This window comes from Solemya pervernicosa gill symbiont, assembly GCF_002020875.1.
Lineage (GTDB): Bacteria > Pseudomonadota > Gammaproteobacteria.
On record NZ_MPRL01000023.1, the window covers coordinates 17449 to 31709 of the forward strand.

At 54.7% G+C, this 14261-nt stretch carries 12 protein-coding genes; 7 read left to right on the plus strand and 5 right to left on the minus strand.

Going from position 1 to position 14261, the window contains the following annotated elements:
• Positions 1-8: 8 nt before the first annotated feature.
• Together BOW52_RS07380 and BOW52_RS07385 are read left to right on the plus strand one after the other, a co-directional pair.
• Entirely contained in the window at positions 9-1313 is a 1305-nt protein-coding gene (locus BOW52_RS07380; protein ID WP_078483450.1) for a sigma-54-dependent transcriptional regulator, read from the plus strand.
• Positions 1314-1317: 4 nt separating this feature from the next.
• The gene (locus BOW52_RS07385; protein ID WP_078483451.1) at positions 1318-1743 is read left to right on the plus strand and encodes an RDD family protein; all 426 of its coding nucleotides are present in this window, start codon (positions 1318-1320) and stop codon (positions 1741-1743) included.
• Between the two features lie 3 nt (positions 1744-1746).
• Here BOW52_RS07385 and lptG read toward each other — a convergent pair whose 3' ends face one another.
• Entirely contained in the window at positions 1747-2811 is a 1065-nt protein-coding gene (gene lptG, locus BOW52_RS07390) for an LPS export ABC transporter permease LptG (protein WP_172840232.1), read from the minus strand.
• A complete protein-coding gene (gene lptF, locus BOW52_RS07395; RefSeq protein ID WP_135622130.1) occupies positions 2808-3944 on the minus strand; it encodes an LPS export ABC transporter permease LptF in 1137 nt (378 codons plus the stop codon). Before lptF ends, lptG begins: the two co-directional genes overlap by 4 nt.
• Positions 3945-4097: 153 nt before the next feature.
• On the opposite strand from lptF, the gene BOW52_RS07400 reads away from it, so the two are divergent.
• Genes BOW52_RS07400 through BOW52_RS07410 form a run of 3 tightly spaced genes read left to right on the plus strand, consistent with a single transcriptional unit; the run spans position 4098 to position 8101 of the window.
• On the plus strand, positions 4098-5588 hold the full coding sequence (locus BOW52_RS07400) for a leucyl aminopeptidase (protein WP_078483454.1): 1491 nt from the start codon (positions 4098-4100) through the stop codon (positions 5586-5588).
• 13 nt (positions 5589-5601) lie between these two features.
• The gene (locus BOW52_RS07405; protein WP_078483455.1) at positions 5602-6024 is read left to right on the plus strand and encodes a DNA polymerase III subunit chi; all 423 of its coding nucleotides are present in this window, start codon (positions 5602-5604) and stop codon (positions 6022-6024) included.
• Between the two features lie 7 nt (positions 6025-6031).
• Complete coding sequence (locus tag BOW52_RS07410) at positions 6032-8101, plus strand: midas domain-containing protein (RefSeq protein ID WP_078483456.1); 2070 nt, start codon at positions 6032-6034, stop codon at positions 8099-8101.
• Positions 8102-8104: 3 nt separating this feature from the next.
• Here BOW52_RS07410 and BOW52_RS07415 read toward each other — a convergent pair whose 3' ends face one another.
• Positions 8105-8821, minus strand: coding sequence for a GGDEF domain-containing protein (locus BOW52_RS07415; protein WP_078483457.1), 717 nt, complete (start codon positions 8819-8821; stop codon positions 8105-8107).
• A 27-nt stretch (positions 8822-8848) separates the two neighbouring features.
• Positions 8849-9307 (minus strand): MCP four helix bundle domain-containing protein, encoded by a 459-nt coding sequence (locus BOW52_RS07420; protein WP_078483458.1) that lies wholly within the window; start codon positions 9305-9307, stop codon positions 8849-8851.
• 153 nt (positions 9308-9460) lie between these two features.
• On the opposite strand from BOW52_RS07420, the gene BOW52_RS07425 reads away from it, so the two are divergent.
• Complete coding sequence (locus BOW52_RS07425) at positions 9461-12283, plus strand: valine--tRNA ligase (protein ID WP_078483459.1); 2823 nt, start codon at positions 9461-9463, stop codon at positions 12281-12283.
• 68 nt (positions 12284-12351) lie between these two features.
• Positions 12352-13131, plus strand: a complete 780-nt coding sequence (locus BOW52_RS07430; protein WP_078483460.1) for a hypothetical protein — start codon at positions 12352-12354, stop codon at positions 13129-13131.
• A gap of 28 nt (positions 13132-13159) precedes the next feature.
• On the opposite strand, the gene BOW52_RS07435 is transcribed toward BOW52_RS07430, so the two are convergent.
• Complete coding sequence (locus BOW52_RS07435) at positions 13160-14014, minus strand: PA4780 family RIO1-like protein kinase (RefSeq protein ID WP_078483461.1); 855 nt, start codon at positions 14012-14014, stop codon at positions 13160-13162.
• Positions 14015-14261: the final 247 nt, after the last annotated feature.

Below are 14261 nucleotides of genomic sequence, written 5' to 3' on the forward strand. Positions count from 1 at the left end.
AGAAAACGATGAGCCGCCCGCTTGCCCTGATTGTTGATGACGAACCCGATATCCGCGAACTGCTGGAGATCACTCTGGGGCGTATGGAGATCGATACCCACGCGGCAGCTGATCTGGCTGAGGCCGTGGCGCTACTTGAACGTGCAGATTTTGATCTCTGCCTCACCGATATGCGCCTACCCGATGGTAGCGGTATCGAACTGGTCAAACATATTCAGAACAGCGCCCCGCAAACCCCCGTTGCTGTCATCACCGCCCACGGCAACATGGAGTCGGCGGTCGAGTCGCTCAAGAGCGGTGCCTTCGATTTTGTCTCCAAACCGGTCGATCTACAGGTGCTGAGAAAACTGGTCGCTACGGCAATCAAACTCAGCACGCCAACCGAATCATCAAAAAAACTGACCCTGCTCGGCGACTCCAAAGCGATGCAGCGACTTCGTGCCACCATCACCAAACTCTCGCGCAGTCAGGCCCCGGTCTATATCAGCGGTGAATCGGGTAGCGGCAAGGAGCTGGCGGCACGCATGATCCATGAACAGGGACCACGCAGCAGTAAGCCGTTTGTACCGGTCAACTGCGGTGCAATTCCCGCCGAGCTGATGGAGAGCGAATTCTTCGGCCACATCAAGGGAAGCTTTACTGGAGCCGTGAGCGACAAACAGGGGCTGTTTCAGGCCGCCGATGGCGGCACACTGTTTCTCGATGAGGTGGCCGACCTGCCACTGCATATGCAGGTTAAGCTACTGCGCGTGATTCAGGAGAAGGCGATCCGTCCGGTCGGTTCCCATCAGGAGCAGAAGATCGACGTTCGCATCCTCAGCGCCACCCATAAAAACCTCAAACAGATGGTCACCGATGAACAGTTCCGCCAGGATCTTTTCTATCGCATCAACGTTATTGAACTCCATGTACCGAGTCTGCGCGAACGTACCGAAGACATAACGCTATTGGCCGATCACATCCTTGCAGGCTTTGCCGAAGAGTCGGGCCTCGAGAGCCCCCGTCTCTCAGCTGAGGCAAGCGCAGCACTCAGCGACTACCCATTCCCCGGTAATGTGCGCGAATTGGAGAATATTCTTGAGCGCGCCATGACGCTGTGCGAAGAGAACACCATCATGGCAGAGGATCTGGCCCTGCCGCAGACAATCGAAACCCAGGGAGAGCTACTACCCAATCGAGTCGAGGATCTGGAGCGACAGGAGATCGTCAAAGCCCTGGAGCAGACCCACTACAATAAAACCGCTGCAGCAAAACTACTCGGCCTGACGCTACGCCAGCTCCGCTACCGCCTGCAGAAACTCGAGATTGAGTAGTCCAATGAGCACGAATAGAGCTGAAACTTCCCCGGCAACCCTGCCACGCCGTTTGGGTGCAATTCTCTACGATTCACTGCTACTGCTGGCGGTGCTTTTTTTCGCCTTTATTCCCATCACCATCATTGCTGAGCAGAGTAACGGCGGTGTGTTATTTGAGCTCTCCAGCACTCTCTACCTGCTCGGCGTCACCTTCCTCTTCTTTGGCTGGTTCTGGACCCACGGTGGTGAGACGCTGGGGATGCGCAGCTGGCAGTTGCGTCTCGAGCAGAGCAATGGTGGAAGCGTTACCTGGAGTATCGCTGCGGTGCGTTTTCTGGCTGCGCTCTTCACGCTCGGTATCGGGCTGTTCTGGATACCCTTCAATAGCGAGCGCCTCGCCTGGCACGACCGACTCTCAAATAGTTGCGTAATCCATCGACCGCGCTAACCGCTAGCGCGTCCGCTTCAACACCACCATCGTCACTGCCAGCACCAACAACGACGGAAACAGCGCACTGAAGAGCGGATTGAAATTATAGAGCTGTCCCATCTGATAGTAGGTGCGGTTGAGCAGGTAGAAGGCAAGACCGAACAGCAATCCCATCACCATTCTCTTGCCCGCCCCCACATCACGCAGCGGTCCCAGTACAAATGGCACCACAAAGAAGAGCATCACCAGTAGCGAGAGCGGTGAGATCAGCTTATTCCACAGCGCCAGTTCATAGCGTTGCGTCGCCAGGCCATTGGCCCTCAGATAGAGAATATATTTACCCAGATCCCAGGCCGAGAGAAAACGCGGTCCGGTCGCAACCACACTCAACAGCTCCGGATCGAGCAGCAGACTCCAACGCTCCGCCATCTCCGATTGCGAAACAACGATGCTTTCACGCACCAGACTTCGTTCAACCCCAAACAGATACCACTCTTCACCATTGTATTTGGCTGACCGGGCAGAGACCGCGCTTTGTAGTTGCCCCTGCTTGTTGAATTCGTATCGTGTCACCTTGCCCAGCTTCCCATCGGCATAGAAATCGCGAATATGGACAAAGGCGCGCCCATCACGCACCCAGACACCGTGTTTGCTCTTGTGCAGTGCACCACTACTCTGTGCAACGGCACGTCCGTTACGTGCCTGCTGTTCACTCATCGGCACGATGTACTCACCGATCAGCAGTGCAATGACCACCAGCACCATCCCCAGCTTAAGCAGTGCTCTGGTAATCGAGGCACGGGAAACACCGGCACTACGCAGCGCGATCAGTTCACTTCCCGCAGCCAACCGTCCCAGGCTCATCAGGCTACCGAGAAGCACTGCCATTGGCAGCAGATCGAGCAGACGATGCGGTAGCGTCAGCACGATGAAACGCATCGCCGCCCCGACCCCATACTCACCACGACCGACATCTCCCAGCTCTGCGATAAAGGCGAGCAATGCATCAAGCGCCACCACCAGCAACAGCGCCAGCAGGATACCGATCAGTGTCTCCTTTATCAGATAGCGCTCGTAACGCTTCATCCACGCCCCCTGACAAACTGGCCGCGAATCCATTGCCAGCCCAACTGGTTGATGACCAGATAAGCGATAAAGAGCAGAAGTAACAGGTGGACCCACCAGATACCGATGGCTGGCGAAAGCTGTCCCTTTGCCACCCACACCTTGGCGACACTGAGCAGATTGGCATAGCTGATATAGACCAGAATGGCGATCATCAGCTGTCCATAGCGTCCTTTACGCGGCGGTGTATGGCTCAGCGGAACCGCCAACAGCGCTAACAGCAGTCCCGTAATCGGAACCGAGATACGCCACTGCAGCTCCGCAATCTCCTTTGCGTTGTTACTGCCCAGCAGCAGCGACGTAGGACGTGCATCAAGTTTTTCAGTGGCACGTTTCTTATTCCCCTCCTTGATCAGGATCGCATGACGTTTGTAGCGGAGAATCGTATAGTCGCGTTCACCGGGCATGCCCTCGTAACGATTGCCATCCTCCAGTACCAGATAACGATCTCCCGTCTCCCGATTGCTCTCAACATAGGCACGGTCGGCTTTATAGACTCGAGGACGTTCGCCAGAGTTGTCTTCGACAAACACCTCCAGCCAGGCGCTATTTAAAGGTGAGATACTATTGGCAAAGATGGTCTGTTTACCGCTCTTGGATTCGGTAAAACGGCCCGGTTGTATCGCCAGAATATCGGCGTCACGTTCCGCCTGATCGGCAACAATATAGGCCTGCTGTGCCGCCCAGGGACCGAGGTAGATACTCAATCCCGCCAGCAATACCGTAATCGGCAATACAAAATACATCACCGCCACATAGAGGCGCCGTAGACCGACACCGCAGGCGGCGAGAGAGACCATCTCGCTATCGCGGTAGAGACGACCAAAACCGAGCATAATGCCAAGAAAGAGTGCCAACGGCAGCAGCAGCACGGCGTAATTGACCGACTGCAGAAATAGCATGTGGAACACTTCACCTGGCGGCAGGTCACCCTTGGCCGCCTCAGATAGGTTCCGTGCCAATGTATTGACCAGCACGATCAGCATCAACACTGAGCCGACCATCACCATACTCAACACCACTTCACGAAAGATGTAGCGATCGAGCACCGGCAGCGGATTCCAGCTGGCAAACAATGTTCGTCTGTTATTCAAAAGGAGAACTTTTCCAGTAAACTAGCTTTTTTGTAGTGATCAGCAAAAATCAGAGTATTCGGCAGACAAATAGTGCCGTACTTTTGCTGGCTACCGTATACCAGTTTCAGAGCCGACTGCAATCTCGGCAGACAACCCAATCAGGAGCCTTGGATGGAAATCAGCATTAAAAGTGGTAACCCGGAAAAACAGCGTTGTGGCTGCGTTGTTGTCGCCCTGTTCGAGGCAAAACGGCTCTCAACCGCTGCCAAGGCACTCGATCAGGCCAGCGATGGCTACCTGGGCAAACTGCTGCGCCGCGGTGACATCGAGGGCAAGAGTGGCGAATCACTGATGCTCCACCACCTGCCAGGCGTGAACGCTGAACGTGTTTTGCTGATCGGCTGCGGTAAAGAGAAGGCCTTCAGTGAGGCCACCTTCCGCAATATCACCGTGACCGCAGCGAAACAACTCGAGCAGAGCGGAGCGACCGATGCTGTTAGCTATCTGCCGGAACTGGAGATCGAAGGGCGCGATATCGGTTGGAAGATCAGCCAGTCGATTATCAGCGCCGAAAACGCGCTCTACCGTTTCGATCAACTAAAGAGCGACACCGTCGCCCGCAAGCGTCCGCTGCGTAAACTCCACCTTGCAACCATCGATCATCAGAGCGCACCAACCTGCAACAAGGCGATGGCTCAGGGCGAGGCAATCGCCGCCGGTATGAGCCTCACCCGCGACCTCAGCAACCTGCCCGGAAATATCTGCACCCCCACCTATCTCGCCAACCAGGCGAACAAGTTGGGCAGAAAATATCCGAAAATGAAGTGTAAATCGCTGAGCGAGGCGCAGATGGCCAAGTTCGGCATGGGTGCACTGCTCTCCGTCTCCAAGGGCAGTCGCGAACCGGCCAAGCTGGTTGTGATGGACTACCAGGGTGGCAAGAAAGGGAGCAAGCCGATTGTTCTGATCGGCAAGGGACTCACCTTTGATGCCGGCGGCATCTCGATCAAACCCTCCGCCGCGATGGATGAGATGAAATACGACATGTGCGGTGGTGCCAGCATCTTCGGCACCATGCAGGCGATTGCGCAGATGAAGCTGCCGATCAACGTCATCGGCGTTGTACCCAGCTCCGAGAATCTGCCCGATGGCGCAGCGAATAAGCCGGGAGACATCGTCACCAGCATGTCGGGACAGACCATTGAGATCCTCAACACCGATGCCGAGGGCCGTCTAATTCTCTGCGACGCTTTGACCTACAGCGAGCGTTTCAATCCCAAGGCAGTCATCGATGTTGCCACTCTCACCGGTGCCTGCGTTATCGCCCTCGGCCAGCACGCCTCGGGGCTGCTCGGTAACCACGAGCCGTTGATCGATGAACTACTCGATGCAGGCAAACAGGTGGGCGATCGCGCCTGGCAGATGCCACTCTGGGATGAGTATCAGGAGCAGATCAAGAGTCCCTTCGCTGATATGGCCAACATCGGTGGACGTGAGGCAGGCACCATTACCGCCGCCTGCTTCCTCTCACGCTTCACCAAGAAGTTCCACTGGGCACACCTCGACATTGCGGGTGCCGCGTGGAAGAGCGGAGCTGAAAAGGGTGCAACCGGGCGCCCAGTCACCCTCCTCACCCAGTATCTGATCGACCGCGCCGGATAACGGGAGCGTTACCTTGAGCAGAGTCGATTTCTACATCCTGCAGAACAGCGTGGCCGACGGTCGATATCTGTTCGCCTGCAAGCTGGCAGAGAAGGTACATAGCCTCGGCAACCGCATCTACATCCACACCAGCTCAGCTGCAGACTCTGCCGCCCTTGATGAACTGCTCTGGACCTTCCGCGCAGGCAGTTTTCTACCACATGCCGTCAGCCAGGATGAGAGCATGCCCGTGCTAATCGGTCACGACTCGGAACCCACCGATCAACGTCAGGTTCTGATCAATCTGGCCGGGAGTGTACCGTCCTTTTTTTCACGCTTCGAACGCGTTGTGGAAATCATTGAAAATGGTGACGCGGAACGGCAGGATGGTCGTGTACGCTTTATAAGCTACCGCGAGCACGGGATAGAACCGACGCCGCACAATCTGACTCTGTAGGTGCCCAATGAGCGATAACGAAAACAACAGCGACCTCCCACCTGAGCTTGAAGAGTTCATTAATGAGTCTGCCGAAAGTAGTGAAAGTGCCTCTGATGATGGCCTGAACGCCAATCTGACCAGCGATATGAGTGATGATGGCGATGAGATGCAGAGCCTCGATATCGATCTGGCTATGGGCAACAACATGCCTGCTGTCATTGAACAATCCACTGAAGATGATGATGAGATCCCGGTCCTTAACAGCGTTGCACTCAGCGGCGAAGAGGCGCGCGAGATCGCTGCGGCAACGGAGATCACAACACCTGCTGCTGCCGCTGAAGCGACTGCCTCAACAACCGATAGCATCGATCTCGATGAGCTCTTCCCTGAGGATAACGATGAGGACTCGGCCAGTACTGAGAGTGACGTAGCTGCGCAGATCGATGAAATCGTACAGCTCGCCGATGACCAGGAAACAACAGCAGCCGAGAGCCCTAATGATGCGGATGCCATTGATGTCGATTCACTACTGGCTGAGACGGGCGATGCAGAGTCAAACGAGTCGACTACTGAAGAGATAGACACACCTGAAGAGATCGATATCGACTCGCTTATTGATGAGGCTAACGAAACAGACGCTGAGCCCGCAGCTGAACCAGATACCGACACAGAGATGGTTGATATCGACGCACTGATCGCTGAGAACGATGTGGCGGACAATGAACCGGCAACTGAAAGTGCGGATGATACTGAAGAGAACATAGATATCGACGCCCTGTTTGCTGAGGCGAGCGGTGATGAAGGAGAGACATCCTCAGAAAGCGCTCCCGACACCTCAACAGCGGACGACGGCGGTGAGAGTATCGACATTGATGCGCTCCTGGCAGAGACCGAAGAGTCTGGGAGTGACGCCGCTACAGAGGCACCGAGTGATAGCGAAGGCGAAGAGGAGATCGATATTGATGCGCTCTTCGCCGAAGCTAGCTCTGAAAGTGATACGCCATCACCGACAACAGCTGCCGCTGAATCAGAGCAGGCTGAAGAGAGTGAAGATGAGATTGATATCGACGCACTCTTTGCCGAGGCAGGTAGCGCAGAAGCTGAACCAACTGCTGAGACTGTAGAGAGTCCCAGCTCAGAGGAGAGCGCTGAAGAGATCGACATCGACGCACTCTTTGCCGAAGCAGGTAGCGCGGAAGCCGAACCAGCTGCAGAGCCTGTAGAGAGTTCCAGCTCAGAGGAGAGCGCTGAAGAGATCGACATCGACGCACTCTTTGCCGAAGCAGGTGGCGCAGAAGCCGAACCAGCTGCAGAGCCTGTAGAGAGTTCCAGCTCAGAGGAGAGCGCTGAAGAGATCGACATCGATGCACTCTTTGCCGAAGCAGGTAGCGCAGAAGCTGAATCGGTTGCAGAGCCTGTGGAGAGTACCAGCTCAGAGGAGAGTGTCGAGGAGATCGACATCGACGCACTGCTTTCCGAGGCTGACGAATCAAGCGCCGCCCCCATCGACGAGCCAAATGAGGAGGTCGACATTGACGCCCTACTCGCTGATGCCGGCGATACAACCGACACTTCATCAGAAGTCGCCGTGACAGAGGAAGAGGCAACAACCGACAATGATGATGCCGCTTTCGATATAGATGCGCTACTGACAGAAACGAGCGCCGAAAGTAGTGAACCCACTGAAGAAATCATTGATTTAACAGAAGAGCCATCCGCCAGCGCAACAGAGAGTGATAATTTTGATGTCGATGCGCTGATTGCCGCAGCACCTGAGTCGTTGGAATCCGATGAGAGTGTCGAGACTGATCTCGCTGATGCCTACGCCCTGCTTGATGTTGATGCGACCAGCAACGAAACCAGCGAAACCAACGAGATCCCTTCTGAGAGCGAGACTACCCCTTCACTCAACGCTGATCAGGCCGTTCAACTCGGAGCAGAGATCGGCATCGCTATCTCGGAGGCCACATCGAAGGCCGTGAGTGAGGCGGTCGGCGCCATCTCTGAGACGATTGAGGCGACCGTTCGTGAACAGCTCAATCAGCGACTACCCGAAATGATCTCCAAGGTACTCAAAGAGCACCTGAACAAATAACAATCAGGCAGGGCTATAGACGACGAAATCGTTGCGCCCTGCCCGCTTCGCCCGATACATCGCATCGTCAGCCCGCTTGATCAACAGGTCATACTGCGTGCCGTGCTCTGGATAGAAGCTGATGCCGATACTGGTCCCGATCTCGACTGTCTCACCGTTAATTTCAAATGGTGCCTGGATCGCCTTAACGATTTTACTCGCCACCTTCTGACACCCCTCACTTCCCTCTATGTGTCGAGTCACGGCAACGAACTCATCGCCGCCAAAACGAGCCAGCACATCCTCACGACGCAACAGAGCCGAAATCCGATCAGCCACCTGCCTCAACAGCTCATCGCCGGCATCGTGCCCCAGTTGATCATTAACCGGTTTAAAACGATCCAGATCAAAAAACATCAGCGCGAACTGCTCATGCTGCGGTTCGGACACCGCAAACAGATGCGAAAGATAGTCAAATAGTGCCGCACGATTCGGTAGCCCGGTCAGTGCGTCCTTATTGGCCCGCTCCTCAAGCTGCACATAGGAGTCTTCAAGCGCGGTGAGGTTATCGCTGATGGTCTGTGCTTCACGGCTGGTACAGCGGTAGACGATGACTGCCGCTACCGCGCCGACCAGTAGCACGATGACACTGAGCCAGATCGTCAATGTGAGGGTTCGGCTGTAGGCCATATTGGCTTCAGAGACCGCCTGCTGTGTGAGCCGCGTCTGCAGTTCACGCATGCTCTGTAGCGTCTCATTGATCTGAGCCTAAATCGGAATCGCCTCTCGCAACATCAGTGAGCGAGCCGCCTCAAGATCGCTAGCCGTCGCCAGATCAACCACGCGATCCTGTACCACCAGCACCAACTCGATCAGCTCACTCTGGTGGTTATAGATCGCCTTCTCCTCGGGGCCCATTCCCGATTCACGAATTAAGCGACGCGCCTTACCCACCTCATAGCCCTCGTGGGTAAAGGCCATGAACTTCTCATCACGGCTGAAGGCATCATCAACCAGCAGCATGTTGTAGAGGTAGTCAGTTCGTCGGTAGCCCGCCACCTGCATTTCAGTGGCAATCTGAATCTTGCGGTTGTTCTCAGAGGTGATTTTATTGAGGGTGTTGTGGGAAGACTGCAGTTGCATCACAGCATAGACCGCCATGCCTGCCAGCAATATAAGTAGCAGGGCAAACCCAGCGATGGTGACTGTCTTCAAATATCGCAGCATAAAGGTCGATTTCTTATTAAAAACAACGCTATCCGGACATCCTAACACGCCTTTTTGGCAGTTGTTGTGATGACACGAATCGGTGCCCTGATCGGGTATAATGCTCCGCTTTATTGCGCCCCGCGCCCTCATCGACATCGAGCCCGAGTGACCATGGACAAGACCTACAATCCCCAACAGATCGAACAGCGCTGGTACCAGAGCTGGGAAGAGAACGGCTACTTCGCACCAAACGGCGGCAGCAGTGGTTCAGCATATAGCGTCATGATCCCACCACCGAATGTCACCGGCAGCCTGCACATGGGCCACGGCTTTAACAATACGGTGATGGACACCCTGATTCGCTACCACCGCATGAAGGGTGATAACACCCTCTGGCAGCCGGGCTCAGACCACGCCGGTATCGCCACGCAGATGGTGGTTGAACGCCAGCTCGCCGCCGAGGGCAAGACGCGTCACGATCTGGGTCGTGATGCCTTCATCGACCGTATCTGGGAGTGGAAGGAGGAGTCAGGCGGCAACATCACCCGCCAGCTGCGTCGTCTTGGTTCATCGCTCGACTGGCAACATGAGCGCTTCACCATGGACGACGGCCTCTCCGATGCCGTTAAAGAGGTCTTTGTACGCCTGCACGAAGAGGGACTGATCTACCGTGGCAAACGCCTGGTCAACTGGGATCCCAAACTGCACACCGCCGTCTCCGACCTTGAGGTACTCAACGAGGAGGAGAACGGCCACATGTGGCACATGCGCTATCCGCTCTCCAACGGTACAGGCCACCTTGTTGTCTCCACCACGCGCCCCGAGACGATGCTCGGTGACTGCGCGGTGGCGGTCAATCCAGAGGATGAGCGCTATAAACATATGATCGGTGAGAAGGTTGAGCTGCCGCTGACCGGACGCCTGATTCCGATCGTTGCCGACGAACACGCCGATCCCGAGTTCGGCACTGGCTGTGTAAAGATCACCCCAGCCCACGACTTCAACGACTACGCCGTCTGGCAGCGTCATCGTGATGAGACGGGCATCTCCGATCAGATTCACGGTGGCCTGATCAACATCTTCACCATCGATGCCGCTGTGCGCGAGAATGACGAGGGTGAAGGTGAGCTGATCCCAGCCAAATACATCGGTCTGGATCGCTACGAGGCACGCAAGCAGATCGTATCCGATCTCGATGCAGCGGGTCTGCTGGATAAGATCGTCGACCACAAACTGATGGTGCCTCGCGGTGATCGCTCCGGCGCGGTCATCGAACCGTTCCTCACCGATCAGTGGTACGTCAAGGTCGAGCCGCTGGCCAAACCTGCTATCGAGGCAGTCGAAACGGGCAAGATCAAGTTCGTACCGGAGAATTGGAAGAACACCTACTACGACTGGATGCATAACATTCAGGACTGGTGCATCAGCCGCCAGATCTGGTGGGGCCATCGCATTCCCGCCTGGTACGACGATAACGAGAATATCTACGTTGGTCGTAGCGAAGAAGAGGTGCGCGAGAAACACAACCTCGCAGCCGACTACCCACTACGTCAGGATGAGGATGTACTCGACACCTGGTTCAGCTCTGCGCTGTGGCCCTTCTCCACCCTCGGCTGGCCCGAGGATAGCGAAAGGCTGAAGGCGTTCTATCCCACCAGCGTACTGGTCACCGGCTTTGACATCATCTTCTTCTGGGTCGCCCGCATGATCATGATGGGCCTAAAGTTTATGGACGGCGATGTACCTTTCCAGGAGGTCTACGTACACGGTCTGGTGCGCGATTCACAGGGCAACAAAATGTCGAAGTCGAAGGGCAACGTACTCGACCCGATCGATCTGATCGATGGCATTGAGCTTGATGCACTGGTAGCGAAACGCACCGCCAACATGATGCAGCCGGAGCTGGCAAAGAAGATCGAGAAACAGACCCGCAAGGAGTTCCCCGATGGCATCCCCGCCTTCGGTACCGATGCACTACGTTTCACCTTCGCATCACTCGCTTCCACCGGCCGCGACATCAACTTCGACCTCGGTCGTATCGAGGGCTATCGCAACTTCTGCAACAAGCTCTGGAACGCCACCAACTATGTGTTGATGCAGACCGAAGATAAAAACGATAACAACTCCGACGAGTTTGAATTAGCGCCCGCTGATCGCTGGATCATCTCTCGGCTTCAGCGTGTAGAGCAGACGGTCAACAGCGCCATCGATGGCTACCGTTTCGACCGTGCCGCCAGTGCCATCTACGAATTCACCTGGGATGAGTACTGCGCCTGGTATCTGGAGCTCTCCAAGCCGGTTCTTTATGGGGATGAGAGCTCAGAGGCACAGCAGCGCGGCACACGACAGACCCTGCTACGCGTTCTGGAGACAATCCTGCGCTTGCTACACCCGATCACCCCCTATATCACCGAAGAGATCTGGCAGAAGATCGCACCGCTTGCAGGCATTACCGGTGAAACGATCATGCTGCAGCCCTACCCTCAGGCTGATGAAGCACTCATCGATGGCACCGCTGAAGCGGAGATGGCATGGGTGATGGATTTCATCGTTGGTGTGCGCAAGATCCGCTCCGGCATGAATATTCCACCGAGCAAACCACTCACGGTCATGCTTCAGAACGGTTCCGAACAGGACCGTGGCTACCTGGAGGCCAACGAACGCTTCCTGGCCAACCTCGCCAAGACCGAGTCGATCACCTGGCTCAACGAGGGCGACGAAGCCCCTGAGTCCTCGACCTCACTGGTCGGCGAGATGAAGCTACTGGTCCCAATGGCTGGCCTGATCGACAAGGATGAAGAGTTGGCTCGCCTCGGCAAAGAGATCGAGAAGCTAGAGAAAGAGGTACAACGCACCGAGGGTAAACTCAATAATGAGAAGTTCATCGGCAAGGCACCCGAAGCGGTAGTACAGAAGGAGCGCGACAAACTGGCCGATGCCAGGGCATCACTTGAATCGCTTATCGAACAGCGGTCCAAAATCGAAAAACTGTAGGAAACTCTTTTAATGAATATGAATCAGCATCCGCAACTGATCCAGTTCGCTACAAACAGGGATGTCAGATGAGAAGAGTGATCACCGTTCACGGGATGAAGCGGAGCGGTAATCACGCCATCATCAACTGGTTAAGACAGCAAGAGAAGAGTTGCTTCTTCAACGACATCATTATGATAAAACCGATCTTGCTGGGGCAAAAGGAGATTCCTCCATCACAGCCATTTACAAGCTGGCTCAGCGACAACCATTACAAAAAATCTCCTCTCAGCAATCTCGCCAAGAAAATAAAATCGAGAAACCGTTCTCTCTACGTCAGCCTGGAGGATCACGAGTTAAGCATCAGGCCCTTTAAAGACATTCCCATCGAGCACATCAATATTCTTATTATTCGAGATGCCACCAATCACTTGGCAAGCAGATTAAAATCGTCTTTGAGCAACAATTACCCCATTTACCCTGCTGAAGCGGGACCGCAAATGGATAGAGTTATCGCCACATGGAAGAGTCATGCACGCGAATTTCTGGGGGAAACAAACCAGCTAAACAATAAAGTTTGTATCTATTATGACCGCTGGTTTAGTAGTCAAACCTATCGAAAACGAATCAGCAAACAACTCGATCTTGAATTTTCAGACCGTGGGTTTTCCAGAGTATCCAATGATGGAGGCGGGAGCTCTTTCGATGGCAGAAAATACGATGGCAACAACCAGATGATGGATGTTCTCAATCGCAAGCATCACCTATCACCTGAACATCAGCAGCTGCTCGAAGATATATTTGATGATGAATTGACGGCTCTCAACGAAAAGCTCTCAGCAACCGTCACGCGGCAACTCAACGATTAGTAAACGTCTGGTACCGCCTGGATACACACTAACCCTCGTTTGCTTCTCGCAGCCGCTCCAGGCGAGCTTGCTCCTCAGCAAAGGCGGCTTTAATCTCAAGCATCACCTCATCAACATCCGCCTCACGGGTATCCTCTTCAAAATAACCCGTTAGCTCCACTTCAGGAGTCAGATCACCCTCTTCATAGAGCGCCCAAATCTCCTTGGCGTAGCGACTTTCGGATAACACAGGGGCGAACTGTGCATAGTAGGTAGTAATGGCACTGACATCCCGCTCCAGCATCCACTCGGCGTGGTTATTAGCCGCCGCATCTACCGCCTGCGGCAGATCGATTATCACTGGGCCGTATTCGTCAACGAGCACATTAAATTCCGACAGATCGCCATGCACCAGGCCGGCACAGAGCATGCGGACCACGTAACGCATCATTATGTCGTGGTCCTCCAGCGCCTGCTCGGCAGACATTGAGACATCGTTCAGACGAGGTGCAACCTGACCCTCTTCATCGGTAATCAGCTCCATCAGTAGCACACCATCAAAACAGCCGTAGGGCTGAGGGACACGAACATCCGCATCTGCTAAGCGATAGAGGGCATCGACCTCAGCATTTTGCCAGACCTGCTCCTGCTCACCTCGACCAAATTTCGAGCCCTTCTCCATCGCACGAGCGCGTCGGCTGTTACGAACCTTACGTCCCTCCTGATACTGCACCGCCTGTTTGAAACTGCGCTTATCGGCCTCCTTGTAGACCTTGGCACAACGGACCTCAGAACCACAGGAGACGAGATAGACGGAGGCCTCCTTACCACTCATCAGTGGTCGGATAACCTTATCCACCAGACCATCATCGACCAGCGGCTGTATACGTTTGGGAGTTTTCATAGAATCAGAAAGGACAAAGCACTTTTAACAATCGTATGTGCATTTTAACACTCAAAGGACCAACTTGCCGATTTTAAACGGTTTTTTATCTCAAACATCGCAATGCAGTTCTATGATTACTGCCGTCAGAGATATAAACCAAATACAACCACTCGGGGAGTCGCTATTTTTGCGGAAGCTTGTTTTGGGCGTCCAAGCCCAAGCAAGCGGCAAATACTTAACGCGACCGTTTATGCCTACGGCGCCC